The sequence below is a fragment of the Pantoea sp. B566 genome (assembly GCF_024793925.1).
Lineage (GTDB): Bacteria > Pseudomonadota > Gammaproteobacteria > Enterobacterales > Enterobacteriaceae > Pantoea > Pantoea ananatis.
The window spans coordinates 1400736-1426421 of the sequence record NZ_JANUQL010000003.1 but is presented as its reverse complement, the minus strand read 5'-3'; the positions used below and the strand labels follow the sequence as shown (position 1 = coordinate 1426421).

Annotated in this window: 23 protein-coding genes, 6 tRNA genes and 2 other RNA genes; 12 read left to right on the top strand and 19 right to left on the bottom strand. The window is 53.4% G+C overall.

The window, feature by feature from the left end; all coding sequences use genetic code 11:
- Positions 1-129: 129 nt before the first annotated feature.
- The 3 genes from ptsH to cysZ all read right to left on the bottom strand — a co-directional run bounded on the left by ptsH (position 130) and on the right by cysZ (position 2651).
- Positions 130-387, bottom strand: coding sequence for a phosphocarrier protein Hpr (gene ptsH / locus NYE92_RS08275; RefSeq protein WP_003848868.1), 258 nt, complete (start codon positions 385-387; stop codon positions 130-132).
- A 388-nt stretch (positions 388-775) separates the two neighbouring features.
- Entirely contained in the window at positions 776-1744 is a 969-nt protein-coding gene (cysK, locus tag NYE92_RS08270; protein WP_013026640.1) for a cysteine synthase A, read from the bottom strand.
- Between the two features lie 145 nt (positions 1745-1889).
- Complete coding sequence (gene cysZ, locus NYE92_RS08265) at positions 1890-2651, bottom strand: sulfate transporter CysZ (protein WP_013026639.1); 762 nt, start codon at positions 2649-2651, stop codon at positions 1890-1892.
- 218 nt (positions 2652-2869) lie between these two features.
- On the opposite strand from cysZ, the gene zipA reads away from it, so the two are divergent.
- From zipA to NYE92_RS08250, 3 genes are all read left to right on the top strand, one after another.
- Positions 2870-3868, top strand: a complete 999-nt coding sequence (gene zipA / locus NYE92_RS08260; RefSeq protein ID WP_014594250.1) for a cell division protein ZipA — start codon at positions 2870-2872, stop codon at positions 3866-3868.
- Between the two features lie 67 nt (positions 3869-3935).
- Positions 3936-5954, top strand: a complete 2019-nt coding sequence (ligA, locus tag NYE92_RS08255) for an NAD-dependent DNA ligase LigA (RefSeq protein ID WP_014594249.1) — start codon at positions 3936-3938, stop codon at positions 5952-5954.
- A 1-nt stretch (position 5955) separates the two neighbouring features.
- Positions 5956-6174, top strand: coding sequence for a DUF3820 family protein (locus tag NYE92_RS08250; RefSeq protein ID WP_013026636.1), 219 nt, complete (start codon positions 5956-5958; stop codon positions 6172-6174).
- Positions 6175-6229: 55 nt separating this feature from the next.
- Here the strand turns inward: NYE92_RS08250 and NYE92_RS08245 are convergent, their stop codons facing one another.
- Complete coding sequence (locus NYE92_RS08245) at positions 6230-7237, bottom strand: bile acid:sodium symporter family protein (RefSeq protein WP_013026635.1); 1008 nt, start codon at positions 7235-7237, stop codon at positions 6230-6232.
- Positions 7238-7332: 95 nt separating this feature from the next.
- Between NYE92_RS08245 and NYE92_RS08240 the strand changes: the two genes are divergently transcribed.
- Positions 7333-8253 carry a LysR family transcriptional regulator gene (locus NYE92_RS08240; protein WP_015699782.1) on the top strand — a complete coding sequence of 307 codons (921 nt, stop codon included), beginning with the start codon at positions 7333-7335 and terminating at the stop codon, positions 8251-8253.
- Here NYE92_RS08240 and NYE92_RS08235 read toward each other — a convergent pair.
- The 7 genes from NYE92_RS08235 to NYE92_RS08205 all read right to left on the bottom strand — a co-directional run bounded on the left by NYE92_RS08235 (position 8250) and on the right by NYE92_RS08205 (position 9459).
- Positions 8250-8600 carry a FlxA-like family protein gene (locus NYE92_RS08235; RefSeq protein ID WP_013026633.1) on the bottom strand — a complete coding sequence of 117 codons (351 nt, stop codon included), beginning with the start codon at positions 8598-8600 and terminating at the stop codon, positions 8250-8252. The genes NYE92_RS08240 and NYE92_RS08235 overlap by 4 nt on opposite strands.
- Positions 8601-8719: 119 nt before the next feature.
- A non-coding RNA gene (locus NYE92_RS08230) (RtT sRNA) lies at positions 8720-8851 on the bottom strand.
- Between the two features lie 43 nt (positions 8852-8894).
- A non-coding RNA gene (locus tag NYE92_RS08225) (RtT sRNA) lies at positions 8895-9026 on the bottom strand.
- 31 nt (positions 9027-9057) lie between these two features.
- A tRNA-Lys gene (locus NYE92_RS08220) sits at positions 9058-9133 on the bottom strand.
- A 4-nt stretch (positions 9134-9137) separates the two neighbouring features.
- A tRNA-Val gene (locus tag NYE92_RS08215) sits at positions 9138-9213 on the bottom strand.
- Positions 9214-9260: 47 nt separating this feature from the next.
- A tRNA-Val gene (locus NYE92_RS08210) sits at positions 9261-9336 on the bottom strand.
- 47 nt (positions 9337-9383) lie between these two features.
- A tRNA-Val gene (locus NYE92_RS08205) sits at positions 9384-9459 on the bottom strand.
- Positions 9460-9729: 270 nt separating this feature from the next.
- Here NYE92_RS08205 and gltX point away from each other — a divergent pair.
- Positions 9730-11148: a glutamate--tRNA ligase gene (gltX, locus tag NYE92_RS08200; protein WP_029569055.1), complete on the top strand. Its 1419-nt coding sequence runs from the start codon at positions 9730-9732 to the stop codon at positions 11146-11148.
- Positions 11149-11273: 125 nt separating this feature from the next.
- Here the strand turns inward: gltX and NYE92_RS08195 are convergent, their stop codons facing one another.
- Both NYE92_RS08195 and NYE92_RS08190 read right to left on the bottom strand, forming a co-directional pair.
- A complete protein-coding gene (locus NYE92_RS08195; RefSeq protein WP_024471562.1) occupies positions 11274-11627 on the bottom strand; it encodes a YfeC-like transcriptional regulator in 354 nt (117 codons plus the stop codon).
- 112 nt (positions 11628-11739) lie between these two features.
- Positions 11740-12528: a formate/nitrite transporter family protein gene (locus NYE92_RS08190; protein WP_013026630.1), complete on the bottom strand. Its 789-nt coding sequence runs from the start codon at positions 12526-12528 to the stop codon at positions 11740-11742.
- A 360-nt stretch (positions 12529-12888) separates the two neighbouring features.
- Here NYE92_RS08190 and NYE92_RS08185 point away from each other — a divergent pair.
- Both NYE92_RS08185 and NYE92_RS08180 read left to right on the top strand, forming a co-directional pair.
- A tRNA-Ala gene (locus NYE92_RS08185) sits at positions 12889-12964 on the top strand.
- A gap of 46 nt (positions 12965-13010) precedes the next feature.
- Positions 13011-13086: transfer RNA gene (locus NYE92_RS08180), tRNA-Ala, on the top strand.
- A 143-nt stretch (positions 13087-13229) separates the two neighbouring features.
- Here the strand turns inward: NYE92_RS08180 and NYE92_RS08175 are convergent.
- Both NYE92_RS08175 and NYE92_RS08170 read right to left on the bottom strand, forming a co-directional pair.
- Positions 13230-13991 carry a nucleotidyltransferase domain-containing protein gene (locus NYE92_RS08175; RefSeq protein ID WP_259018851.1) on the bottom strand — a complete coding sequence of 254 codons (762 nt, stop codon included), beginning with the start codon at positions 13989-13991 and terminating at the stop codon, positions 13230-13232.
- 225 nt (positions 13992-14216) lie between these two features.
- Positions 14217-15407, bottom strand: a complete 1191-nt coding sequence (locus tag NYE92_RS08170) for a NupC/NupG family nucleoside CNT transporter (protein ID WP_014594244.1) — start codon at positions 15405-15407, stop codon at positions 14217-14219.
- A gap of 361 nt (positions 15408-15768) precedes the next feature.
- Between NYE92_RS08170 and NYE92_RS08165 the strand changes: the two genes are divergently transcribed.
- Positions 15769-17010, top strand: coding sequence for an Nramp family divalent metal transporter (locus tag NYE92_RS08165; protein WP_013026627.1), 1242 nt, complete (start codon positions 15769-15771; stop codon positions 17008-17010).
- 117 nt (positions 17011-17127) lie between these two features.
- A complete protein-coding gene (locus tag NYE92_RS08160; RefSeq protein WP_019106046.1) occupies positions 17128-17805 on the top strand; it encodes an O-methyltransferase in 678 nt (225 codons plus the stop codon).
- A gap of 56 nt (positions 17806-17861) precedes the next feature.
- Here NYE92_RS08160 and NYE92_RS08155 read toward each other — a convergent pair whose 3' ends face one another.
- The gene (locus NYE92_RS08155; protein WP_064374160.1) at positions 17862-18224 is read right to left on the bottom strand and encodes a DUF2502 domain-containing protein; all 363 of its coding nucleotides are present in this window, start codon (positions 18222-18224) and stop codon (positions 17862-17864) included.
- A 152-nt stretch (positions 18225-18376) separates the two neighbouring features.
- Positions 18377-19366 carry an L-glyceraldehyde 3-phosphate reductase gene (mgrA, locus tag NYE92_RS08150; protein ID WP_259018850.1) on the bottom strand — a complete coding sequence of 330 codons (990 nt, stop codon included), beginning with the start codon at positions 19364-19366 and terminating at the stop codon, positions 18377-18379.
- A gap of 219 nt (positions 19367-19585) precedes the next feature.
- Between mgrA and NYE92_RS08145 the strand changes: the two genes are divergently transcribed.
- A complete protein-coding gene (locus NYE92_RS08145; protein WP_064374158.1) occupies positions 19586-21238 on the top strand; it encodes a thiamine pyrophosphate-binding protein in 1653 nt (550 codons plus the stop codon).
- Positions 21239-21400: 162 nt separating this feature from the next.
- Positions 21401-22366 (top strand): glucokinase, encoded by a 966-nt coding sequence (glk, locus tag NYE92_RS08140; protein WP_014594240.1) that lies wholly within the window; start codon positions 21401-21403, stop codon positions 22364-22366.
- Between the two features lie 53 nt (positions 22367-22419).
- On the opposite strand, the gene NYE92_RS08135 is transcribed toward glk, so the two are convergent.
- Together NYE92_RS08135 and NYE92_RS08130 are read right to left on the bottom strand one after the other, a co-directional pair.
- On the bottom strand, positions 22420-23148 hold the full coding sequence (locus NYE92_RS08135) for a LytTR family DNA-binding domain-containing protein (RefSeq protein WP_013026621.1): 729 nt from the start codon (positions 23146-23148) through the stop codon (positions 22420-22422).
- Positions 23145-24815, bottom strand: coding sequence for a sensor histidine kinase (locus NYE92_RS08130; protein ID WP_026021025.1), 1671 nt, complete (start codon positions 24813-24815; stop codon positions 23145-23147). The genes NYE92_RS08135 and NYE92_RS08130 overlap by 4 nt, the downstream gene beginning before the upstream one ends.
- A gap of 265 nt (positions 24816-25080) precedes the next feature.
- Between NYE92_RS08130 and NYE92_RS08125 the strand changes: the two genes are divergently transcribed.
- Positions 25081-25605 (top strand): GNAT family N-acetyltransferase, encoded by a 525-nt coding sequence (locus NYE92_RS08125; RefSeq protein WP_064374157.1) that lies wholly within the window; start codon positions 25081-25083, stop codon positions 25603-25605.
- Positions 25606-25686: the final 81 nt, after the last annotated feature.

The window sequence follows — 25686 nt, the reverse complement described above, 5'->3', positions numbered from 1 at the left end:
GACTCGTTGCATTGCCATAGTCGTGGGACACGTACTCTACGAAAGCAATAACGCGGACAGTTTGTCCGCGATCAAGATGTTGCACGCAATGGCGCAGAAGAGTCGTTTTAAAGCGGTGCAGAAAGGAGATTACTCCAGTTCCGCCATCAGCTTAACTAAATGCTCTACGGCTTTTTGCTCATCTTCACCTTCCGCAGAAAGGGTCACAACGGTGCCCTGGGTCAGACCCAGTGTCTGCAGCTTAAACAGGCTTTTAGCGCTGGCAGATTTACCATTGGAGGTGACAGTGATTTCTGACTGGAAGGCTTTAGCTTCTTTGACAAATTGCGCAGCAGGGCGAGTATGCAGTCCGTTTGGTGCGGTAATGGTAACTTCTTGCTGGAACATTCTATTTCCCCAACTTTTTCAGGATTAGTGTTATGGATCTAAAGTCTAGCCTGGAGCCCTAACTTTAGCCTGTGAAGGTGCGCGGGTATACATCTTACTGTCTAACAATGCGCTTGAATGAGTCTTTCATTCCCGCTGAGTGTCAAAAAGCGATTTGAGCACGTCACCGGTTAATTATGCCGTGATTTGCCCTTTCACTAAATCTGAATCTTGACTCAGCTTGATCCACTTCAAAGGAGGATTAATTTCAGGCTTCGAAATAATTGGCAGTCTAAATACCAGAGCCACGTGAGTGAAATCAATCTGCGACATGGTGAAAGTGAGATCTGGGCCACAAAAAAGCACCCATCCGGGTGCTTTTTAGGCATTTATCCGCACCCGTTTCGGGCTATTGCAGCTCTTTTTCGGTAAAGAGATCGGCAAACAGGGCAGTACTGAGATAGCGTTCGCCGGAAGAGGGGAGAATCACGACGATATTTTTATTGGCGTAAGCTTCATCTTCCTGCAGCTTCAGCGCGGCGGCAACGGCGGCGCCAGATGAAATACCGGCCAGGATGCCTTCTTCTTCCATCAGACGACGTGCAGTGGAGATAGCTTCTTCGTTGGTGATAGCCACTGCCAGGTCAATCAGCGACAGCTCCAGGTTGCCTGGAATAAAGCCAGCACCGATCCCCTGAATCTTGTGGGGGCCGGGTTTCAACTCTTCGCCCGCCATTGCCTGGGCAATGACCGGTGAGTCGGTTGGCTCAACCGCGACCGTGATCAATTCTTTTTTGCCTTTGGTGTTTTTTATGTAACGACTTACCCCGGTCAGGGTACCGCCGGTACCCACACCGGCGATGAACACGTCCACTTCGCCATCCGTATCTTCCCAGATTTCCGGGCCGGTGGTCTTTTCATGAATTTCCGGGTTAGCCGGGTTGCTGAACTGCTGCAGCAGCAGGAATTTGTCTGGATCGCTGGCAACAATCTCTTCAGCTCTTGAGATGGCACCTTTCATGCCTTTTGCGCCTTCGGTCAGCACCAGATTTGCGCCTAACGCTTTCAGCAGCTTGCGCCGCTCAACAGACATGGTATCCGGCATGGTGAGCGTCAGTTTATAGCCGCGTGCCGCCGCCACGTAGGCCAGCGCGATGCCGGTGTTGCCGCTCGTCGGCTCAACCAGTTCAATGCCAGGCTTAAGAATACCGCGTTTTTCCGCGTCCCAAATCATATTGGCACCGATACGGCATTTCACACTGAAGCTCGGGTTACGGGACTCCACCTTCGCCAGGATGCGGCCGTTACCGATGCGGTTCAGTCGAACCAGCGGCGTATGACCAATTGTTAAAGAGTTGTCTTCATAAATCTTGCTCATAGCCTGTCCTTAACTGTATGAATTATTGGGAACCCTCAGAGCATACCTGTTCTTCTTTCTGGCGGAAGGAAAGAAATCATATATCTATATGTCTCATGGCAATAAGACCTGCCAAAAATTGCATAAGGATAGTTGATGATTTAGCTCAGGTGCCACGAGCAAGCTTCGCACGATAACGATCGACCCACATTGCCGTTGCGCCACAAACAGCTACCGGCATAATGGCCAGATTAACGACCGGAATCATCGTAAACAGGCTGACCAGTGCACCAAACTGCATGTTTGCCGTCTTGTGTTGACGCAGCGCCTGGCGCATCTGCTGAAAACCCACCTTGTGGTTATCGAAAGGATAGTCACAGTACTGAATCGATAACATCCACGCGCTGAACATAAACCATAAAACGGGCGCGACGGTCTGCCCAAAGCCCGGAATAAAGTAGAGCAGCAGTAAGCCCAGCGCGCGTGGCAGGTAGTAGCCCAGCTTCTGCAATTCGCGTTTCATAATGCGGGGAACATCTTTGAGCAGGCCTACCCAGCCGCTGTCAGGTAGCGGTTTCCCGGTCAGGCGGGCTTCCAGTTGTTCGGCCAGTAGCCCACAAAAGGGGGCGGCAATCAGGTTGGCAAGGGTGGAAAAGAAATAACTGAACACCAGTACCACGGAAATCACCGACAGCGGCCACAGCAAATAGCTCAGCCACTGCAGCCAGTCGGGAACGTGGGACATTAACTGCGGGATCCAGCTATCAAGCTGGTAAAAAAGCCACACGAAAGCCCCGCCCAGCAGAAGGATGTTGACCAGTAAAGGGATAATCACAAAGCGTCGAATACCGGGCAATCTGACCAGCTTCCAGCCCTCGCTGAAGTAATGCAAACCGTTAAAAGCGGAAACCGAATTGTTGACAACCATAAAGCCCGTTCTCCTGAAGATGGTAAGGCGCGTCTACTATAACCTGGCTTTTTCACCTCTCCAGGTGCCGTTTGGGTAAAAAAACAGCGAAAAAGCGTGGGTGGTCTATCTTATTTGTGAGAAAATACTGCACAGACTTGCACTTATCTGGCAGGGCAAATACAGTTAGAGAATAAAGTTTGCCGCGGTGGCAAGGTATTGGAACAACAGAGAATACAATGATGCAGGATTTGCGTCTGATATTAATCGTTGTTGGCGCGATCGCCATTATAGCGCTTCTTATTCACGGACTGTGGACCAGCCGTAAAGAGCGCTCTTCAGTGTTCCGCGATCGCCCGCACAAACGTTTGAAACAACGTGATGAACATGATGATGAGACGCTTACCGACGACGTTGATGACGGCGTGGGTGAAGTGCGTGTGCGCCATGCCCGCGACCATCAGGAACCTCACTTCGATGATATTCGCGATACGCAGCCAGACGAGCAGCACGCGCCTGTAACGCCACAGCGTGCACGTCAGCCTGCCACATCAGCGCCGGAAAGCGATCCCCTGTTTGCGCCAGCACCTAAGCCTGAATCCGCACAGCCGCGGCCAGCGCCTGCACGCCAACAGCCCGCGCCTCAGCCAACCTTTGTTGCGCCACCGGTACAGGCAGATCCTCTGCTGGATTCTGACCCGCTGGATAGCGTTCAGCCCAATCCCGTTTATCAGGCTGAGCCTGAACCCGCGCCTGAGGTCGTCAGCCCGCCGCCGCCTAAGCAACCTGAAGCGCGCCCTGCAACCAGCAGCAAGCCGAAAGAAGCGGTGCTGGTTCTGCATGTCGCCGCCCATTCCGGTGGTCAGCTAAATGGTGAAGCCCTGTTACAGGGGATTTTGCAGGCCGGTTTTCAGTTTGGTGAAATGAATATTTTCCATCGTCACCTCAGCCCGGCGGGCAGCGGCCCTGTGCTGTTTAGCCTGGCCAATATGGTGAAACCTGGCTCGTTCAATCCGGATGAAATGACTGATTTCACCACGCCCGGCGTGTCTATTTTTATGATGGTGCCGTCGTATGGCGATGCGAATCAAAACTTTAAGCTGATGCTACAGTCCGCACAGCGTATTGCGGACGATGTGGGCGGTGTGGTTCTCGATGACGAGCGCCGTATGATGACGCCACAAAAACTGGAAACCTACAAAGCGCGTATCCGCGATGTGGTTGAATCCCGGGACTAATCCACACTTTTTCAATTTGTTATGATAAACCCCCGCCTGTCGGGGGTTTTTTATCTGATGGGGTTATATGAAATCCGTCCAGGAACACATCACCGAACTGCGCACGACGCTGCGCCATCATGAATACCTTTATCACGTTATGGACGCACCGGAAGTACCGGATGCGGAATATGATCGCCTGATGCGCGAGCTACGCGAGCTTGAAGAACAGCATCCTGACCTGATTACGCCTGACTCACCTACGCAGCGCGTCGGGGCGGCTCCCTTAATGGTGTTTGAGCAGGTCCGGCATGAAGTGCCCATGCTGTCACTGGATAATGCCTTTGACGAAGCCAGCTTCAGAGCATTTAACAAGCGCGTGCAGGATCGGCTAAAAAGCAGTGACGATCTGGTCTACTGCTGTGAACTCAAACTGGATGGCCTGGCCGTGAGCCTGTTGTATGAAGACGGACTGTTAACCCGTGCGGCAACCCGCGGTGACGGTACGACTGGCGAGAATATTACAAGCAACGTGCGGACAATCCGCGCGATCCCACTGCGGCTCAAAGGCGAGAACATTCCTGCCCGCGTCGAAGTGCGGGGCGAGGTGTTTATGACGCAAAACGGCTTTGAAAAGCTGAATGCGGAAGCGCGCCGCACCGAAGGTAAAGTCTTTGCCAATCCGCGCAACGCCGCGGCGGGTTCACTGCGCCAGCTCGATCCCCGTATTACGGCAAAACGACCACTCACGTTTTTCTGTTATGGCATTGGCCTGCTGGAAGGTGGCGAGATGCCGCGCAGCCATATGGCGCGTCTGCAACAGTTTAAAGCGTGGGGCTTGCCGGTCAGCGATCGTATTCGTCTGGTTCATAACGTGGATGAAGCGCTGGCCTTTTACCACGAGGTTGACGCGCAGCGTGCAGAACTGGGGTTTGACATCGACGGCGTCGTGATCAAAGTCGATTCTCAGGATCTGCAGGAGAAGCTGGGCTTTGTCGCCCGTGCGCCGCGTTGGGCGGTAGCCTTTAAGTTTGCCGCTCAGGAGCAGATGACCGTCGTGCGCGACGTTGAATTCCAGGTGGGCCGCACTGGCGCGATTACGCCTGTGGCGCGCCTGGAGCCGGTGCAGGTCGCTGGCGTAATGGTCAGCAATGCGACCTTGCATAACGCCGATGAGATAGAACGTCTTGGTTTGCGTATTGGCGATAAAGTTGTGATTCGCCGTGCTGGTGACGTGATTCCTCAGGTGGTGAATGTCGTTGTCAGCGAACGCCCTGAAGACGCGCGTGAAATCCTGTTCCCTTCCCACTGTCCGGTATGCGGATCCGATGTTGAACGCGTCGAAGGCGAAGCTGTCACACGCTGTACCGGCGGGTTGATCTGTGGTGCTCAACGTAAAGAAGCGCTGAAACATTTTGTCTCGCGCCGCGCCATGGACGTCGAGGGGATGGGCGATAAGATTATCGATCAACTGGTAGAGAAAGAGTACGTCAAGACGCCGGCAGACCTGTTTCGATTAACCCGTGAAACCTTAACCGGCCTGGATCGGATGGGGGCGAAATCGGCGCAGAATGTGGTCGACGCCCTGGAAAAAGCCAAATCCACTACGCTGGCGCGTTTCCTGTATGCGCTCGGTATTCGCGAGGTTGGCGAAGCGACCGCGGCTAACCTGGCTAACCACTTTGGCGAGCTGCAAAAGGTAATGGATGCCGATCTGGACGCGCTGATCGCAGTGCAGGATGTGGGCACCGTGGTGGCGAAGCACGTACGTCACTTTATGGAAGAAGAGAGCAATCGCGACGTGATTCGCCAGCTGGTCGAAGACATTGGTATCAACTGGCCCCAGGTGATGGTGGTTAAAGCGGAAGAGATTGACAGTCCGTTTGCAGGCAAAACCGTGGTGCTCACCGGCTCGCTGTCACAGATGAACCGTGACGACGCGAAAGCGCGCCTTACCGAACTCGGCGCGAAAGTCAGTGGAAGCGTATCGAAGAAAACCGATCTGCTTATCGCGGGCGAAGCGGCCGGTTCAAAACTGGCGAAGGCGCAGGAACTGGGCATCGAAGTGATCGATGAAGCTGAAATGATTCGTCTGCTGGGAGCCTGACATGGACAAACAGTATCTGGTTGAAATAGCTAACACGGTCATGCCGTTTGGCAAATACAAAGGCCGGGTGCTGATTGATTTGCCTGAACCTTACCTGCTGTGGTTCGCCCGCAGTGGCGACTTTCCTTCAGGACGTTTAGGTGAGCTGATGCAACTGACGTTGACGATTAAAATTGAGGGGCTGGAAGGCCTGGTGAAGCCCCTGAAGCGCGGTGAGTAATTACGCTGCCTCGTTATATTGAGCAAACGAGGCAGCGATTTTCTACGCGTTTCGGTTATTTCTGCGATTCCACCACGGCGGCTTTATCTTTTTTAGCCTGCAATGCATTGGTTTTCTTATAACGCCCGGCAATAAACGAACACACCATCAGCTGCACCTGATGAAAGATCATCAGTGGCAAGACGATAATGCCCACGGCGCTGGCGGGGAACAGAATGTTCGCCATCGGCACACCGTTTGCCAGACTCTTTTTGGAACCACAGAACAGGACAACGATCTCATCCTGACGGCTGAAGCCAAACAGGCGAGAGGCAAAGTAGTTAATCAACAGAACGATAGTCAGCAGCAGTAGACATCCCGCCAGAATCCACAGCAGCGTATCAACGCCAACCCGTTTCCAGATGCCGTTTACCACCGCTTCACTGAAGGCGGAATAGACCACCAACAGAATAGAGGTTTGATCCGTAATACCAATCAGACTCCGGTTTCTTTCCACCCAGCCGCTGATCCAGCGACGTGACAGATGGCCTAAAACAAAAGGCACCAACAGCTGCAGCATGATTTTACCCACCTGCTCAAGGCCATCACCCGGTCCGCTGTTGTTAACGTCCATAACCAGATTCACCAGCAGGGGAGAGATAAATACGCCCAGCAGGGAAGATGCCGAGGCGCTACAGACCGCGGCAGCAACGTTTCCGCCCGCCATTGAGGTAAAGGCGATAGCTGACTGTACCGTGGCCGGTAAAATACACAGATAGAGGAAGCCGGTATAAATCTCGGCACCAACTTTTACCGGATGCCACCAGACAATTAACATACCGATAGCCGGGAACAGCACAAAGGTACTGCACATAATCCAGAGATGGAGCCGCCAGTGGCTGCTACCGGCAATGATTTTTTCCCGCGACAATTTGGCGCCATGCATAAAGAAAAGCAGCGCAATCGCGGCGGTGGTCAGGTACTGAAAAAAGTCAACAAAATGACCTCTGGCAGGAATAAAAGAGGCCAATAATACGGTGATGATAAGCTTTATCATCATTGGGTCTATACGTAAAAATCCCATCGTTAAAATCCGGTTAAATTTAGGCTGAGGTGATTGTGCGCGATGTGGGTTTAGAAATAAAATTGATTTATTAGATTAATCTATGTGAGAAATCGATGAATTACTCTTTGCGTCAGCTACGCACCTTTGTTGCTGTAGCGCATTACGGCGGTTTTAGTCAGGCAGGGCAGGCTATTGGTCTGAGCCAGTCGGCCGTAAGCCACAGCATAAAAGAGCTGGAAAATGAAATTGGCGTTCGCCTGCTGGACAGGACGACGCGCGAAGTCGTGCTGACCGAGGCGGGCCAACAGCTGGCCTCCCGCATGGAAAGGCTGCTCGAAGAGATAAACACGACGCTGCTTGATATTCGCAGCTACGGTGAACAGCGCAGTGGCACGGTGCGAATCGCGGCCAGTCAGACCATCTCTGCGCACCTGATGCCGCAGTGCCTTGCTGCCAGCCAGCATAGCTATCCGGACATAAAAATCATTTTGCACGACCGCGTACAGCAGTGGGTGTTAGAAAGCGTCCGCAATGCTGAAGTGGATTTTGGCATCGTCATCGGACCGCTTAACGACACCGATTTTGACGGCTGCGCTATTCTGGATGAACCTTTTTTGCTGTTGTGTCGTGAGGACGATCCGCTTGGCGAGGTAGCACAGGCGCAGTGGTCTATGTTGGACGGCAGGACGATGGTGCTGCAGGATTACGCTTCAGGCAGCCGGGTATTAATTGATGCGGCTTTACGCCAGCAAAATATCAACGTTAATGTCGTTCAGGAGATCGGCCATCCCGCAACGCTGTTTCCTATGGTCGATGCCGGCATTGGGATTAGCATTTTACCGGCGCTAGCGTTACCGCTTCCGGCAGGACGGGCGCTGACGGTGCGCCGTCTTTATCCGGAGATCAATCGCACCCTGACTTTAATTAAGCGTAAAAATCGCTCATTAACGCCAGCGGCCGAAGCGATCTGGCAGGAGGTGCGTCAGCAGGCAAGATTGCTGACGCAACAACGCGAGTCAAGACCGGCGTTTTAGATATAGACATCGAGTTGATTGGTCTGCGTCGGGCGGTTAACGCCATCTGCAGATGCAGTATTACCTTCTTTTTGCGCCTGCTTTGCTTCAGCTTTCTGTTGCTCTTTGCGTTGTAACTGCTGGATTTGCGCTTCTAAAACCTGGATTTGTGCCTTAATCGTATCTTGCTGCTTCTTTTTCTGCTCTGTGGTCATCGTCTTATCGTCACCCAAACTTTTCAGTTGGTCGTTGAGACGAGAAATCTGCTTATTCAGGCTGGCGATTTGTGATGCGGTATCACTTGAGTTGGTTGTGTCTGATGAACTGCTGCTTCCGATACTCGGCGTGCTGGTTAATATCGTTGTCATTATGATCTCCTTGCAAATAGACGTTTTAGGTTATCGGACGCTTGCCGCAAAAGCTTAATGCCCCAAAATGTTAATTTTACGAAAAGATTCTTACAGTCTGGCGTCAGGGCGGATAAATTTGGTGGCTCGTGCAGGATTGCCTCGGCCTGGTGGGCCTCGCCCTGCGGGTGATGCTGGCGCATCAGACTGAATCGCTTTGCGATTCAGTCGAACCTGCAGCAGGTTCTCATCCTGCACTATAGACACTGGCGCACAGAAACGAAAAAAGCGCCTGAAGGCGCTTTTTTCTAAATTTGGTGGGTCGTGCAGGATTGCCTCGGCCCGGTGGGCCTCGCCCTGCGGGTGATGCTGACGCATCAGCCTGAACCGCTTTGCGATTCAGTCGAACCTGCGGCAGGTTCTCATCCCGCACGTTTTACGCACAGCAAAAAGGCGCCTTTAGGGCGCCTTTCAACATTGGTGGGTCGTGCAGGATTCGAACCTGCGACCAATTGATTAAAAGTCAACTGCTCTACCAACTGAGCTAACGACCCGAAGTGGTGGGTGATGACGGGTTCGAACCGCCGACCCCCTCCTTGTAAGGGAGATGCTCTACCAACTGAGCTAATCACCCATATCTTATCTCTTGTCACTGCGGGCCACCTTAAACCTTCTTAAGAGTGGTGGGTGATGACGGGTTCGAACCGCCGACCCCCTCCTTGTAAGGGAGATGCTCTACCAACTGAGCTAATCACCCATATCTTATCTCTTGTCACTGCGGGCCACCTTAAACCTTCTTAAGAGTGGTGGGTGATGACGGGTTCGAACCGCCGACCCCCTCCTTGTAAGGGAGATGCTCTACCAACTGAGCTAATCACCCCCGCTGTGTGGAGTCGCATTATAGGGATAGTTGATTTTGAGTCAACGCTTTTTAAAACATAATTGTGCGTTCGGTTTAATTTTAAACATCCCGTAGGGATTTTATCCAATGTGCTGGTTTTCTTAGCAGAAATACAGGCTTTGCTGCCGCTCTGCTGTCTTGCATGCATTGAGGATTCATCATCAGATGCTAGAATATGCGCACTGTTTTCGCGTCTAACCCGTTTTTTGTCATCCAGACAACGAACCTGCGCATTTAAGGCAATACTGAATGAAAATCAAAACTCGCTTCGCGCCAAGCCCTACCGGCTTCTTACACGTAGGTGGCGCTCGTACCGCACTCTACTCATGGCTCTTTGCCCGTCATCATCAGGGCGAGTTTGTACTGCGCATTGAAGATACCGATCTTGAGCGTTCTACACCGGAAGCCATCGAAGCTATTATGGATGGGATGAACTGGCTGAGCCTGGACTGGGATGAAGGCCCTTATTACCAGACCAAACGCTTCGACCGCTACAACGCCGTCATTGATGAAATGCAGGAAGCGGGTACTGCCTATAAATGTTACTGCTCGAAAGAACGTCTTGAAGCGTTGCGTGAAACGCAGATGGCCAACGGCGAAAAACCCCGCTATGACGGCCGCTGCCGTGACAGCCATGAGCATCATGCCGCTGATGAGCCGCATGTAGTGCGCTTCCGTAATCCACAGGAAGGCTCTGTTATTTTTGACGATCAGATTCGCGGTCCGATTGAGTTCAGTAACCAGGAGCTGGACGATCTGATTATCCGCCGTACCGATGGCTCACCGACTTACAACTTCTGCGTCGTGGTCGATGACTGGGATATGGGCATCACCCACGTTGTGCGCGGTGAAGACCACATCAACAACACCCCGCGTCAGATCAATATCCTGAAGGCGATAGGCGCACAGGTACCGGTTTATGCCCACGTTTCGATGATTCTGGGTGACGACGGTAAGAAACTGTCTAAACGTCATGGTGCAGTAGGCGTGATGCAATACCGTGATGACGGCTATCTGCCAGAGGCGTTGCTTAACTATCTGGTACGTCTGGGCTGGTCACATGGCGATCAGGAAATTTTCTCTGTCAAAGAGATGACGGCGCTGTTTAGCCTGGACGCGGTCAGTAAATCGGCCAGCGCCTTTAATACCGAAAAACTGCAGTGGCTAAATCACCACTATATTAATGCGCTGCCGCCTGAGTACGTGGCAACCCATCTGCAGTGGCATATTGAACAGCAGAACATTGATACCCGCACTGGCCCGGAACTGGCAAAGCTGGTGACCTTGCTGGGCGAGCGCTGCAAGACGCTGAAAGAGATGGCCGCATCGTGTCACTATTTCTATCAGGATTTTTCAGAATTCGATGCCGATGCCGCGAAAAAGCATTTACGTCCAGTCGCGCGTCAGCCGCTGGAAGTGGTTCGCGACAAGCTGGTCGCATTGACTGACTGGAATGCAGAAACGGTGCATCAGGCTATTCAGCAGAGCGCGGATGAGCTGGGTGTGGGCATGGGCAAAGTCGGCATGCCGCTGCGCGTCGCCGTCACCGGCGCCGGTCAGTCTCCCGGACTGGATGTGACGGTGGAAGCCATTGGCCGTAGCCGCAGCGTTGAGCGTATTGAAAAAGCACTGGCCTTTATTGCTGAGCGTGAAGCACAGAGCCAGTAACCGTTCTCTTCCACGAGAGGCGGCTTGCGGCCGAGCGCTTTCTGGCATTAACCGATGAAGGCCAGGCCGCGGGACGTGATTGTCTGAGACGAAAAAAAACCGGAAGCATCGCGCTTCCGGTTTTTTTATTGTTCGTGAATGCCCAGTCGGTCAAGCACACCTTTTATCCCTTCCCGCAAAATCAACGCCGTGAGCTGATCTTGCTCGTTCTGACTCATTTGCTGGACAGAACTTATCAATAACGCAGGTAATGAATTCGGTGGGGGAGTATAATTTGCCGTGGGTTCATTAAGGTTGCGCGTCGACTGAATGAAACTTTTCACGCGTTCATCAATATGAATCAGTCTGGCTTTTCCGCCCTGAACGCCGGGTTTTGGCGTGGTCGTCCAGTTCTCGCGTTTGATCCATTTGTTCACCGTCTGCCGACTGTAGCCCGTTTCGATTGCCAGTTCTTCCGGAGTTAGCCATTCCTTTTTCACGATGCTGTCCCTGTTCAATACATTAGCCATACATATTACAGCAAATCGTAACGCGTGAAAGTAACAGGAAACGAAATTGCCTTTTGTCTCTCAACAAAAGGCAGGGGATTGTTTATTGCGCAGTGCTTGGCTGCTCGGCTGCGGGGCGGAAAGCGAGGAAGTAAGCCAGACCAACGAAAACGGCACCGCCGACGGCATTACCTAAGAATACCGCCACGAAGTTAGGCAAATATTCAGCCCAGCTCATCTGTCCGGCAAAGATCGCAGCAGGAATAATGAACATATTCGCCACAACGTGCTGGAAACCAATGGCCACAAACGCCATGACCGGGAACCACATCGCGAAAATTTTGCCGACCACATCTTTACTGGCGAAGGCCAGCCACACGGCAAGACATACCAGCCAGTTACAACCGATGCCAGAAATGAACGCATGCAGGAAATCGGCATGGACTTTGGCATTCGCAATCGCCAGCGTCTTTTTCAGGTAATCACCCTCGGTCATGGCCAGCATGTGGCCAAAGAACCAGGCGATAGCGATGCTGCCAAGGAAGTTGGCAATCGTTACCCAGAACCAGTTGCGTAATACGCTGTAGCCACTAATACGGCGTGCAAACCAGGCAACAGGCAACGTCATCATATTACCGGTTAACAGTTCGCCACCGGCCAGAATGGTCAGGATCAATCCCACCGGGAACACCGCAGCCCCTAAGAAGCCGCCAAATGAGCCCCAGTCAGCAGGGAGAGAGTTAATGACATGAACATCCAGCAAGAAACCTGTAGCAATAAAGGCACCTGCCATGAAGCCAAGAATGATTAAGGAGCTAATGGAAGCATGGCTTTTTGCCACGCCAGCCTGAATCGCCAGTTGGGCGATCTCTTTGGGTGTATGCAGCGACATATATTCTCTATTGATTTTAGTATTGGAGCGAAAACGCCTGGTTGAAGAACGGTGCGCTGGAGAAAACCATGCAGCCGTATTAGATAGCGGGCTAAGTTTTACACGACATTACCGGGAAGACAAGATAATTCCCATAACATATTTAACCGTGAATTAACTTAACTGCCGATAAAAAGTTACTCTTCAACCAGGCTCCTTTCACGATGTTAACAAGGGCAGGAGAGAAACAAACGCACGTCATCACGCTGAGTTTGCCGTCTTTTTCAGCGATCAAACACAGAATGTGATTTTGCCGTTGACACTCCATGGGGGGTTGCATATTATGCCGTCCGTCGCTTAACACGACGGTTTTTTCGGTTCGGGGCTATAGCTCAGCTGGGAGAGCGCTTGCATGGCATGCAAGAGGTCAGCGGTTCGATCCCGCTTAGCTCCACCAAACTTCTTCCCAAAAGTTTGGCACTGAAAAAATGATTTCCAGATGTGGGGGTATAGCTCAGCTGGGAGAGCGCTTGCATGGCATGCAAGAGGTCAGCGGTTCGAACCCGCTTATCTCCACCAAATCTCTGGCTTCTCAGCCTTTCTGATATTTCTCTTCGTCAATCCACACACAAGCGTATATAGCGTGCCTGTGCGATTTATCCTCTTTGACGTTATCTTTCTGCAACACAGCAGGCGTTTATCACCTGGCGTTGTGCCTGAATTCAGCCTAATTGTTGCGTCAGCCATCGACGGAAGTCATTAAGCTGTAGAATAAACGCCTCAGCCGTCGCCCGTGGTGCCTGACTTTCTGCGAAAAAGAAGGCTATTGCCGCTTCACGCCCCGGATAACGCGCAACGAACCGCTCAACGTGCTCCTCAAGGCTGCGCGGCCAGTCCGTGTCGCTATCTTTACGTAACATATTGGTGGCGCGAATCAGCTTTTTGGCAGCCGCGCGCTGAAGTGGCCGCTGCTGCCAGGGCTGGCTGGCGCGGGACAGACGCGTTGCATACTCGCTCAGCACCTCTGTGACATCGCGGTTTATCGCCCAAGCCAGCGCGCGGGATGGCCTGTAAAGCCCAAAAAGCGCAGAGAGATCCTGGCCATAGAGACAACGGCAATGGTGCTTCAGCCAGAATCCCCAGGAAAGGCTGTTCTCCGGCGCGCGGGCCTCATCGAGCGTGCCGATATCAAAATCGACTTTACTCACTACCGGATGCTTTACGGCCAGCGCCTTTTTCAGAGCGGCCAGGCTGTTTTGCTGCGCCCGATCAGGTGAATGGCGGAATATCAGGCACAGGTCCAAATCAGATTCTTCCTCAACGGCGCTTCCCGACGCTACGCTGCCGTAAAGATAAACGCTGTGCAGGCTATCCCGATAGTTAGCGCTCAGGTGGGCCAGGGCATCGTCAATGACAGCCTGAAACGCGGGCTGAACGTCTGCAAAGAGCAGGGTAACAATAAAACCCTGTGGATCCAGACTCATAATGGCTCCTGTATGGCAAACACAGTCGATAACTGAACGATGCGGAGGTGCGTGGTAAACCGCGAGATCTTCCGCTTAGCAGACAAGGGCAGTATTTATCAGGGCGACAGATGGGGTCAACTTTCTTGCCCGGCACTCAGGTTCCGGCGGACAAGGGGTTATGGATGGGAGGGTGACAAAAAAGGCGAGTCGTTTGACTCGCCTTAATGTGGGCAGAACGCGAACTCAGAATGCCAGTACCAGGCCTGCAATCGCCGCAGACAGCACGCTGACCAGCGTTGAGCCGTACAGCAGTTTCAGACCGAAGCGTGAAACCACGTTACCTTGCTCTTCGTTCAGTCCCTTGATGGCGCCAGCGACGATGCCGATAGACGAGAAGTTGGCGAATGAGACTAAGAATACTGACAGGATGCCTTCCGCGTTCGGTGACAGCTGACCGGCAATTTTCTGCAGATCCATCATGGCTACAAACTCGTTGGAAACCAGTTTGGTTGCCATGATGCTGCCGACCTGCAGGGCTTCGCCTGATGGCACGCCCATCACCCACGCAAAGGGGTAGAAGACATAACCCAGCACGCCCTGGAAGGTCACGCCGAAGATGAAGTCAAACAGCGCGTTCAGGCCCGAAATCAGTGCGATAAAACCGATCAGCATGGCTGCAACGATGATGGCGACGCGGAAACCGGCAAGAATGTACTCGCCCAGCATTTCAAAGAAGCTCTGACCCTGATGCAGATCCTGCAGTTGCAGATCTTCTTCGCTGTCAACGCGGTAAGGGTTGATGAGCGACAGCACGATAAAGGTACTGAACATATTCAGCACCAGCGCAGCGACAACATACTTAGGTTGCAGCATGGTCATGTAAGCGCCCACGATAGACATGGAAACCGTCGACATCGCAGTGGCCGCCATGGTGTACATACGGCGTTGAGACATTTTGCCCAGAATATCTTTGTACGCGATAAAGTTCTCAGACTGTCCCAAAATCAGAGAGCTTACGGCGTTGAAAGATTCCAGTTTGCCCATGCCGTTGATCTTAGACAGCACGGTACCAATTCCACGGATGACCCATGGCAGGATGCGGAAGTGCTGAAGAATACCAATCAGGGCTGAGATGAACACGATGGGGCACAATACGTTCAGGAAGAAGAACGCCAGGCCTTTATCATTCATGTTACCGAACACGAAGTTGGTACCCTGAGCGGCATATTTCAGAAGATGATCGAAGAAACCGGCAAATCCTTTGACGAATCCCAGACCGGCTTCCGAGTTCAGGAAGAACCATGCCAGAACGATCTCAATAACCAGAAGCTGTACGATGTAGCGAACCCGAATACTTTTTCTGTCGTGGCTGACCAGCAGGGCCAGCACGCCAACGACCACTAGTGCTAAAAGAAACTGCAAAATATGGGACATGATTGCTCCAAATTTGAGGAGGATTGTATTTTGCTGCGTATTCTATGTAACGGCTTACCGAAAAACGAGATCTCCACCACAATATAAGTATTAAATATCGCCAATTTTCTCAGAATACTCTCACCGATCACGCCCTGTAACCAAATTGTTCACATCATATTCACTTAAACCTATTGTCTGTAATTTAAACAACACGTAGAGTAGGGGAATTGCGCCTGACCTTGAGGCATTCTGCACCTCCAATTTATAGCAATGGCTATACTTTATAGCACTATCTATTACACTGATTACTAAAACCGCATTTCACTTGCACCTGTGTCGCTTTAAGCTGCACAGGTAAACCAACGACAGGGTAGCCAATATGTTTGAAAGCCGTGCCGCCGAGCGCGCCGCTCGCGGAGCAAGAAAAGTGAAACTCGCCCTGTTGGGGCCCGCGTTTATCGCCGCTATCGGCTATATCGATCCGGGCAACTTTGCGACCAATATCCAGGCGGGTGCTGCTTACGGTTACCAGCTCCTTTGGGTCGTGGTATGGGCCAATATCATGGCGATGCTTATCCAGTTGATGTCAGCCAAATTGGGCATTGCGACGGGCAAAAACCTCGCGGAACACATCCGCGATCGTTTTCCCCGTCCGGCGGTGTGGTTCTATTGGGTACAGGCGGAGATCATCGCGATGGCGACCGATCTCGCAGAATTTATCGGTGCCGCTCTGGGCTTTAAACTGCTGCTGGGTGTGTCCCTGATGCAGGGCGCTGTGCTTACCGGCGTGGCCACCGTGCTTATTTTGATGCTGCAAAACCGTGGGCAAAAGCCGCTGGAGCTGGTGATTGGTGGCCTGCTGCTGTTTGTGGCGGCAGCGTACATTGTGGAGCTGTTTTTCTCCCAGCCCAAGGTCAGTGAACTGGTGACAGGCATGGCGCTGCCGTCTCTGCCCAACGCGGATGCGGTCTTTCTTGCTGCGGGTGTGCTGGGCGCCACCATTATGCCGCACGTGATTTATCTGCATTCTGCATTGACCCAGGGAAAAAGCAGTGACAGTCAGGCCCGGCGCTATTCATCCACCAAGCTTGATGTCGCCATTGCCATGACCATTGCGGGATTTGTCAATCTGGCGATGATGGCCACGGCCGCTGCCGCCTTCCATTTTAGCGGCCACAGCGGGATTGCCGAGCTCGATCAGGCTTACACCACGTTGCAGCCGTTACTGGGCCACGCTGCCGCCACAGTGTTTGGCTTAAGCCTGGTCGCGGCGGGGCTGTCTTCTACCGTGGTGGGCACCCTGGCCGGACAGGTGGTCATGCAGGGATTTATAAAATTCTATATTCCGCTGTGGGTGCGACGCGCAGTAACCATGGTGCCTTCGTTTATTGTGATCTGGGCCGGCTGGGATCCCACGCGCGTGTTAGTCATGAGTCAGGTGTTACTGAGCTTTGGTATCGCGCTGGCTCTCATTCCGCTGCTGGCCTTCACCGGCAACCGTGAGCTGATGGGCGAGGCATTGGTCAATTCACGGCTGATGCAAAACACCGGCCGCGTCATCGTGGTGCTGGTGGTGAGTCTTAACGCCTATCTGCTGATCGGCCAGATGATGGGAATGTAATGTCGCTGCCTGGCAACCCGTCAGGCAGCCCATCTTTAGCTTTTAAAGCCTGTTGCCTTGAGCTTTATCCGTATCCGTTTATATTTTCTTCTGTCTTGTTGATTCAGGAGCGGAACGATGCGGACACCGGATTATCCTTCAGAAGACCAGCCAAAATGGGCTGCGGTCGACGACTACTTTTCTCAGCAACTTATTCCTGCCGATAGCCATTTTCAAGCCGCGCTTGTCGCCAACCGTCAGGCGGGGCTGCCTGCTCACGATGTTTCTGCCCTGCAAGGCAAGATGCTCGGGCTGTTTATCAAAATGATTAATGCCTCACGCGTGCTGGAAATTGGCACGCTGGGAGGTTACAGCACCCTCTGGATGGCTCAGGCGCTGGGTGCGGAAGGTAAAATTACCACTCTCGAAGCTGACAGCCATCATGCGCAGGTTGCCAGGCAGAACATCCACCGTGCAGGGCTGGCCGAACGTGTCGATCTGCGTCTCGGTGCAGCACTGGACGTGCTGCCTCAACTGCAGGGGCCGTTCGACCTGATCTTTATTGATGCGGATAAGCGAAACAATCCGCACTACCTGCGTTGGGCAGTCACTCTGGCGCGCCCCGGCACGGTCATTATTGCCGACAACGTTGTACGAGGCGGGGCGGTAACAGAGGGGACGTCCACAGACTGCAACGTGCAGGGCGTGCGTGAATTTTTCCAACTGCTTGCCAGCGATCCCCGGCTGGACGCGACGGCGATTCAAACCGTAGGCGAAAAGGGCTGGGATGGCTTTGTCATGGCCAGAGTGAAGTAGAGCTGGCACTATCACCTCAGGTGGCCTGCCAACCCGTACGGGCTAACAGGCGCGCTTTAGCGATAGCGTTCAGGATAGCGATGGTGTTCGCGGCGTTCAGCGTGCCAGTGGCGATGCTCATGCTCCCAGCGATGTTGTCTGTCGCGTGCGTGCCAGCGGCGTTCGCGTTCCCACTGTTGATGACGTCGCCACGCTTCGTGTCGCCACCAGCGACGCTCTTTATAAGCATAGCGATCGTTAAACCAGCGCGGCTCACGCCAGTGGTGACCGTCCCAGTAATAACCTCGGCGATCGCGATCGCCCAGATGAAGCGTTACGCCGGGCGCGAGACGCACGGATGTATCTGAGGCCTGAGCGGTGTGCATTGCCAGCGGCATTAACATGGCTACAACGGCAGCCAGTAAGATTCCACGTATCATGATTTTCTCCTGACGGCAGCGTGTCTCCGCTGCTGATACGCTATTTTGTCGGTATCAGGCCGGAGAAACCTGTGGAAGCCGTCTGAAAAACCGTTAAAGCTCAAGGTTTGAGAGTTTTCTGGCGCAGCCGCCTGGCGAACCAGGCGGTGCGGTTACAGCAGCGCGGACTCAATTGCGGCCAGTTCATTATCCCTGAGGGGCGCCTGACTCAGCATTTGTAGGGCATCATCGATTTGCGCCGTTTTACTCGCGCCTATCAGTACCGAGGTAATGCGGGGATCGCGCAGTACCCACGTCAGCGCCATCTGTGCCAGCTTCTGGCCGCGCTGTTGCGCAATAGCATTAAGCCTGCGAACTTTTTCCATCTTTTCGTCAGTAAGCTGGCTTTCGTTCAGGAATTTGCTGCCGCTGGCAACGCGAGAATCCTGCGGGATGCCCTGCAAATAGCGATCGGTCAGCACGCCACCCGCCAGCGGCGAGAACGCAATACAGCCTGCTCCATGCGCATCCAGCGTCTGAAGTAATCCCTGTTCCGGTGTACGTTCAAATAGCGAATAACGAGGCTGATGGATCAGGCACGGCGTGCCCAGATCGCGCAGAATCGCCATCGCGTCGGCCGCCCGTTCCGCGGGATAGTTTGAAATCGCCGCATACAGCGCTTTACCCTGCCTGACCACATGATCCAGCGCCCGCATGGTTTCTTCTAGCGGCGTGTCCGGATCCGGACGGTGGTGATAGAAGATATCGACATATTCCAGCCCCATCCGACGCAGGCTCTGGTCCAGGCTCGCGACCAGATATTTTCGGGAGCCCCAGTCGCCATAAGGACCTTCCCACATGGTATAACCGGCTTTGGTCGAAATAATCAGTTCATCGCGATGAGCCTGAAAATCTTCACGCATGATGCGGCCAAAATTCACTTCGGCGGAGCCGGGAGGCGGGCCGTAGTTATTCGCCAGGTCGAAATGCGTAATGCCGTGGTCAAACGCGTGGCGCAGCAGTTGACGGCTCACGTCCAGTTGCGTGTTGTCGCCAAAGTTATGCCACAGGCCCAGTGAAATCGCGGGAAGTTTCAGGCCGCTGCGCCCACTGCGACGCCACTGCATATGCTGATATCGGTCCGGATGAGGGAAAGCTGTCATAGTAAGGTCCTGAGTAAAAAACAAATAAATGTGCCAAAACCGCCTCAGTGTATACGCTTACACTCAGTATTAATTCGTGTGAAGTCGCATATTCACGGAATAATGCACGGTCGTAACGCGGGCTTGCCATGCAATACATCGGCTAAATTTGCTGCCATTCTCGCCAAATTTTCGCCATGTCAGATACTTATCAGAACAATCCCCTCAAAGGAATTCGCTATGTCCGATTTTACGGTTGGTGATTATCTGTTGGCTCGCTTACAGGAGTGCGGCGTCAGGCATTTGTTCGGCGTACCGGGTGACTACAATCTGCAGTTTCTGGACCGCGTTATTGCGCACCCGGATATTGGCTGGGTGGGATGCGCCAATGAGCTGAACGCCGCTTACGCCGCAGACGGCTACGCGCGATGCACGGGCGCAGCCGCCTTGCTGACCACCTTTGGCGTCGGAGAACTCAGCGCCATTAATGGTCTGGCGGGCAGCTTTGCCGAATACCTGCCAGTCATCCACATCGTGGGCGCGCCATCAAGCCAGGCGATGCAGCAGGGGGATTGTGTGCATCATACGCTGGGAGACGGGGACTTCGGTCACTTCATCCGAATGGCGAAGGAGGTCAGCGCCGCAACGGCAGCGTTGACGGCTGACAATGCCACGGCTGAAATCGACAGGATTATACTTACTGCACTTCAGCAGCATCGTCCGGGCTATTTAATGCTGCCGGTTGACGTTGCACAGCGGCAAACCTCTGCGCCTGATCAGCCGCTAATGCCCACTACCGCGTCGTCTGATGAGGTGCGCATCGCATTTCAGCAGGCGGCAGAGCGGTTGCTGGCACCTGCGAAGCGGGTTTCGCTGCTCGCCGATTTTCTTGCCCAGCGCTGGCAACAGCAGCCGGCGCTGGCGGCCTTACGGGCAGGACGTGCGTTTCCCTGTGCCACGTTGTTAATGGGTAAAGGTGTACTGGATGAACAGCAGCCGGGCTTTGTCGGTACCTATGCCGGCGAAGGCAGTGAAGGTGATGTGCGGCAGCAAATTGAAGAGGTGGACGTGACGATTTGTGCTGGCGTGCGGTTTACCGACACCATTACGGCGGGTTTTACGCAGCAGTTCAGTCAGGCACGACTTATCGATATTCAGCCGCACAGCGCGAGCGTAGCGGGACAGACGTTTGCCCCGTTGTCGATGGCAGAGGCATTGCAGGCGCTGCTGCCTGTCTTCGAACGCCTGGGGGCAGGCTGGCAGGCCGCCTGTGCGCCACGGGCGGCAGAGCCGGTTCCCGACGCCGCCCTTATCAGCCAGTCTGCTTTTTGGCAGGCAATGCAGGGGTTTCTGCAGCCTGGCGATATTATTCTGGCGGACCAGGGAACGGCGGCATTTGGTGCCGCATCTCTGCGGTTGCCCGTTGGGGCACAGCTTTTAGTGCAGCCGCTCTGGGGCTCTATCGGCTATACATTACCCGCCGCGTTTGGTGCGCAAACGGCCTGGCCCGGGCAGCGCGTTATCCTGATTATTGGCGACGGTTCGGCCCAGTTGACCATCCAGGAGTTAGGATCCATGCTGCGAGATCAACAGCATCCCCTCATTTTTCTGCTAAACAATGAAGGCTATACTGTGGAGCGGGCGATTCACGGCGCCGCGCAACGTTATAATGATATTGCCCAATGGAACTGGACAGCGCTGCCGCAGGCGATGAGCCTGGAATGCCAGGCGCAGAGTTGGCGCATCAGTGAAACCGTGCAGCTCCAGGCGCTGATGGCGCAGCTCACACAGCAGCGCAGGCTGTCGTTTATTGAAGTGGTGATGCAAAAAGATGACCTTCCGCCGTTATTGCGCAAAGTCTCAGCCTGCCTGAGCCAGCGCAACGGCGGTTGAGATTCGGAAAGTTGCCTCTGTGCAGGCCAGCCTAACGCGGTTAGGCTGTTGCACACACGAGTCAGACGCTCACCAATAACTTCGGTGAGCGTTGTTGTTTTATCGGCAGGATTTTATAGTGTCCTCCAACTCTTTAAGACCCCCAAGCGGAGCACCAGAAGAATGACAACTTATGCCTTGGTCGGCGATGTCGGCGGCACCAATGCCCGTCTCGCTTTGTGTGAGGTGGAAAACGGCAGCATCTCCCAGGCCAAAACATTCGCAACATCAGACTACGACAGCCTCGAAGCCGTCATCCGCCACTATCTTGATGAACAAAAGCAGGATATCAAAGACGGTTGTATCGCCATTGCCTGCCCGATTACCGATGACTGGGTTGAGATGACCAACCACGACTGGGCATTTTCGACCAAAAAGCTCAAAGAAAACATCGGTTTTGAACACCTGGAAATTATTAACGACTTCACAGCGGTTTCCATGGCCATCCCTATGCTGGGTGCGGAACATGTCATCCAGTTTGGTGGCAAAGAGCCGATCAAGGATAAGCCTGTGGCCATTTACGGCGCGGGTACCGGGCTGGGCGTGAGTCATCTGGTCCATGTTGATAAGCGTTGGGTCAGTCTGCCCGGCGAAGGCGGCCATGTTGACTTTGCGGCCAACAGCGAAGAAGAAGATCAAATCCTCGAAGTGTTGCGGGAAGAGCTAGGCCATGTGTCGGCCGAGCGCGTTCTGTCCGGCGCGGGGCTGGTCAATCTCTATCGGGCGATTGTGAAAGTCGATCATCGCGTACCCGAAAATCTCAAGCCCAAAGAAGTGAGTGAGCGTGCGCTTGCTGACAGCTGCACCGACTGCCGTCGTGCACTGTCGCTGTTCTGCGTGATTATGGGACGTTTCGGCGGTAACCTGGCCCTGAACCTTGGCACCTTCGGTGGAGTGTACATCGCGGGCGGTATCGTGCCGCGCTTCCTGGAGTTCTTCAAATCGTCGGGCTTCCGGGCGGCCTTCGAAGACAAAGGGCGCTTTCGCGATTATGTCGCCACGATTCCGGTCTATATGATCACCCACGATCAACCCGGATTATTAGGCGCTGGCGCGCACCTGCGCCAAACGCTGGGCCGCATTATCTAATGCCTGCCGTTGCCCTTCCCGGTGGGAAGGGCTGTGTCCATTCCGCCATTCCCCTACAAACGCATGAGCAGCCGGAAGGTTTTGACCTTGCTACGACTGACCGGCACCTGAAAATCCTTGTCCCTTAGCTTCAGCAGATAAGTATTATTGAACCAGGGTTCAATCTCTCTGATCTTATTCAGGTTGACGCAGTACGAGCGGTGACAGCGAAAGAATTGCTGTTCAGGCAGGCGTGCGCAAAATTCGCTGATGTTCATCGACATCACGTAATCTTCGCGGCGCGTATACACGAAGGTTAATTTTTCGTGGGCTTCAACGTAGTAAATATCGTTTACGTCGGTCACGATGATGCGCTCATCTTTGATCAGGTTAACCGTGAGAGCATGTTGCGCACTCGGTGCCTGGGTAATCGTATGCTGCTGTTGCCAGCTGGCTTCCAGCTTGTTGAGCATCGTGATAATACGTGACTCATGATAGGGCTTGAGAATATAGTCAAATGCTTCCAGCTCAAAGGCCTCGACCGCATGCTCTTTCCAGGCGGTAATAAAGACAATGAGCGGCTTGTGAACGAACTGATGGATATTCTGCGCCAGTAACATGCCATCCAGAGACGGGATATTAATGTCGAGAAAGATCACATCAACCCGGTGCTGTTGCAGATATTTCAGCACGTCGAGTCCGTCATCAAAGCAGGCTTCAATGTCAATTTTACTGTGCTGCTGAATCATCCAGCTCAGCTCTTGCTGGGCAAGGAATTCATCCTCTACGATGATGGCTTTCATGCAAGATTCCCCACCAGTGGCTGTCCGTTTTTGCCCAGCGTAAAGGCAATCTCTGTGCCGGGTTGATGACGCACGATATGCAGCCCCTGGCCCGAAAGCAATTTGACCCGGTGATGCACGTTTAACAGACCGATTTTATTGCCCGGCATGTCGTTGCGCGCGACCTTGTCGATCACCTCATCGCTAATGCCTTGTCCTGTATCCCGCACGGCAATGCGGACCTTGTCGCCCAAATCGCGCACGCTCAGTGTGACCACGCCTTTACCTTTACAGGGTTGAATGCCATGCACGATGGCGTTTTCGACCAACGGCTGAATCAGCAGGCTGGGCAGCGAGAAATGCAAATCCTCATCCACGTCATAAATCATCGTCAGCTTGTCGCCGAAGCGAGCCTGTTCAATGGCGATGTAATCCTTTACCTGCCACAGCTCTTTTTTAATATCGATCAGCTCATCGTCATTCAGTTCGAGGTTGTAACGCAGATAACGCGATAAGTTAATGACCAGCTGACGCGCCGTATCCGGATTAAGGCGGATAGAAGATGAAATCGCATTGAGCGCATTAAACAGGAAATGCGGATTTATTTTACTCTGGAGCGCACGCAGTTCCGCTTTATTGGCCATCTCTCGCAGCTGCTCGGTGCGGGAAACTTCAAGCTGGGTGGAGATAATCTGCGACAGGCCCACGGCCATCTCTTTTAGTGAACCCGTGATACGGTACGCACGGCGATAGTAGATTTTTAAGGTGCCGGTAACCTGTCCTTTTTCCCGCAGTGGAATGACGATCATTGAATGAATGTCTTTTGTCCGATGGGCTTCATCATTGTTTTTAATGATGATTTTTCCGCTGTGAATCGCCTGAGCCGTGGTGGGGCTGATACCGTCATCGCCGTGCTGATAGTTGTGCTCGCCATAGCCAACATAGGCCAAAATCTTCTGTTTATTGGTCATGGCGACCGCATCCGCTTTGATTTCCCGCCGGATAATATCGCAAATGTTGCGAAGTGAATCGCTGTTCACCTGCCTGAACAGCGGCAGCGTCTGGTTAGCAATATCCAGCGCCAGCTTGGCCTGACGCGCTGCAATGGCCTCTTTCTCGCCCTCTACGCTCTGCACCAGCAACACGATTAAGCCAATGCTGGAGGCGCCGAGAATCATCGGCAGGGCGATTTCAGACACAATTGCCAGCCCCAGCGCGACAGGTTTGGCCCATAGCACTATAAGCAGCATCGTCAGACTTTCACAAAACATACCGCCCAGAATCCCTACCAACCAGCGCCGTTCGCGCTGCACCCGACGGTTGATTCCCCCCGCGACGATCCCGGCTATGATGCTGGTGATCAGGCAAGGCACAGAGGTAACGCCATGAACATCAATCAGAAAGCGGTGCAGGCCGGCAATCACGCCTGTGGCAATTCCCACCCAGGGGCCAAAGAGAATGCCGCCCGCCATCACCGCAATCACCCGCACGTTAAGCAGTGATCCCTCCACGTTAACGCCTGACCAGGTACTGAATAAGGCGAACAGGGAAAAAATCGCAATGACGGCGGCTTTTTCCAGCGAGGTATGCTCATCCTTTTGTAACAGCTGACGAAAAGGCCGGGTTCGCGTCAAAAAAAACAGGCAGATCAGCATCAGCGCGGCGCGATCAAAGACGGCGAGGAGCATGTTAAAGTGTGAAGTCACAGGCGACTCTTCAGCTATGTTAAAGAACGCCATGATAAAAAATGTGATGATGATGCGCCAGCATGCCTGACGGTCAGCGCGGCTGTTCATGTTTTAGATCAATTTATCTAAAACAGGGAAAAGCGGAAATGTTGAGTGCATTAAAGGGGAACAGATTATTCCTCGCTGAATTTGGGGCAGGGCGCGGACGCCTGACAAGGTGATTCGCGCCGTTATCCTCGTTTAAGCCATCGCTCGGGAGTAGAGTATGCAGGTAATGACTTCACGTTTGACGCTAACGACATTACGCCCTGAAGACTGGCAACTGTTCAGGGCTGTGCATGAAGATCGCGATACGATGAAGTGGGTGAGTGAGATTCCCGACGAAGATGATATCCGTGAACGTTTCACCCAACGTCTGGCACCCTGGCAGGTGGGCAGCTTTCACATGTTGTGTCTGGTCGTCAGGCGGCGCGATAGCGGAGAGGCCATTGGCCTACTGGGCTGCACGCCGGAGTGGCAGCCTGCCCGCCAGGCCGAGATCGGCTACATGCTGCTGCATCGCCACTGCGGCCAGGGCTTTGGCAGTGAAGCCCTGGAGGCACTGTGTGAGTGTTTGTTTGATGCTGATTTCCTCAAACTCAAGGCGATGGTGGTGGAGGGGAACTGGGCATCACGTCGGATTCTGGAAAAAAATGGCTTCACGCTACAGCGCACACTACAACATAATTATCTGTTAAATGACCGCTGGGTGAATGACTGGCTGCTTGAGCGGCTCCATCCGCAAATATAAAAAATTTTCTGCTCCTATCGACAAAGTTGTTATTGGCACGTTATGTTCTTGTTGTGGTCACCGCAGTGACCAGCGTCGCTC

Bases quoted from the DNA above. Each gene is read 5' to 3' on its own strand.
- NYE92_RS08145 (WP_064374158.1), top strand. From the start codon at position 19,586: ATGTCCGATTTTACGGTTGGTGATTATCTGTTGGCTCGCTTACAGGAG.
- NYE92_RS08155 (WP_064374160.1), bottom strand. From the start codon at position 18,224: ATGATACGTGGAATCTTACTGGCTGCCGTTGTAGCCATGTTAATGCCG.
- NYE92_RS08165 (WP_013026627.1), top strand. From the start codon at position 15,769: ATGTTTGAAAGCCGTGCCGCCGAGCGCGCCGCTCGCGGAGCAAGAAAA.
- NYE92_RS08240 (WP_015699782.1), top strand. From the start codon at position 7,333: ATGAATTACTCTTTGCGTCAGCTACGCACCTTTGTTGCTGTAGCGCAT.
- cysZ (WP_013026639.1), bottom strand. From the start codon at position 2,651: ATGGTTGTCAACAATTCGGTTTCCGCTTTTAACGGTTTGCATTACTTC.
- NYE92_RS08250 (WP_013026636.1), top strand. From the start codon at position 5,956: ATGGACAAACAGTATCTGGTTGAAATAGCTAACACGGTCATGCCGTTT.
- glk (WP_014594240.1), top strand. From the start codon at position 21,401: ATGACAACTTATGCCTTGGTCGGCGATGTCGGCGGCACCAATGCCCGT.
- NYE92_RS08235 (WP_013026633.1), bottom strand. From the start codon at position 8,600: ATGACAACGATATTAACCAGCACGCCGAGTATCGGAAGCAGCAGTTCA.
- zipA (WP_014594250.1), top strand. From the start codon at position 2,870: ATGATGCAGGATTTGCGTCTGATATTAATCGTTGTTGGCGCGATCGCC.
- NYE92_RS08175 (WP_259018851.1), bottom strand. From the start codon at position 13,991: ATGAGTCTGGATCCACAGGGTTTTATTGTTACCCTGCTCTTTGCAGAC.
- NYE92_RS08190 (WP_013026630.1), bottom strand. From the start codon at position 12,528: ATGTCGCTGCATACACCCAAAGAGATCGCCCAACTGGCGATTCAGGCT.
- NYE92_RS08125 (WP_064374157.1), top strand. From the start codon at position 25,081: ATGCAGGTAATGACTTCACGTTTGACGCTAACGACATTACGCCCTGAA.
- gltX (WP_029569055.1), top strand. From the start codon at position 9,730: ATGAAAATCAAAACTCGCTTCGCGCCAAGCCCTACCGGCTTCTTACAC.
- mgrA (WP_259018850.1), bottom strand. From the start codon at position 19,366: ATGACAGCTTTCCCTCATCCGGACCGATATCAGCATATGCAGTGGCGT.
- ligA (WP_014594249.1), top strand. From the start codon at position 3,936: ATGAAATCCGTCCAGGAACACATCACCGAACTGCGCACGACGCTGCGC.
- cysK (WP_013026640.1), bottom strand. From the start codon at position 1,744: ATGAGCAAGATTTATGAAGACAACTCTTTAACAATTGGTCATACGCCG.
- NYE92_RS08135 (WP_013026621.1), bottom strand. From the start codon at position 23,148: ATGAAAGCCATCATCGTAGAGGATGAATTCCTTGCCCAGCAAGAGCTG.
- NYE92_RS08130 (WP_026021025.1), bottom strand. From the start codon at position 24,815: ATGCTCCTCGCCGTCTTTGATCGCGCCGCGCTGATGCTGATCTGCCTG.
- NYE92_RS08245 (WP_013026635.1), bottom strand. From the start codon at position 7,237: ATGGGATTTTTACGTATAGACCCAATGATGATAAAGCTTATCATCACC.
- NYE92_RS08160 (WP_019106046.1), top strand. From the start codon at position 17,128: ATGCGGACACCGGATTATCCTTCAGAAGACCAGCCAAAATGGGCTGCG.
- NYE92_RS08170 (WP_014594244.1), bottom strand. From the start codon at position 15,407: ATGTCCCATATTTTGCAGTTTCTTTTAGCACTAGTGGTCGTTGGCGTG.
- ptsH (WP_003848868.1), bottom strand. From the start codon at position 387: ATGTTCCAGCAAGAAGTTACCATTACCGCACCAAACGGACTGCATACT.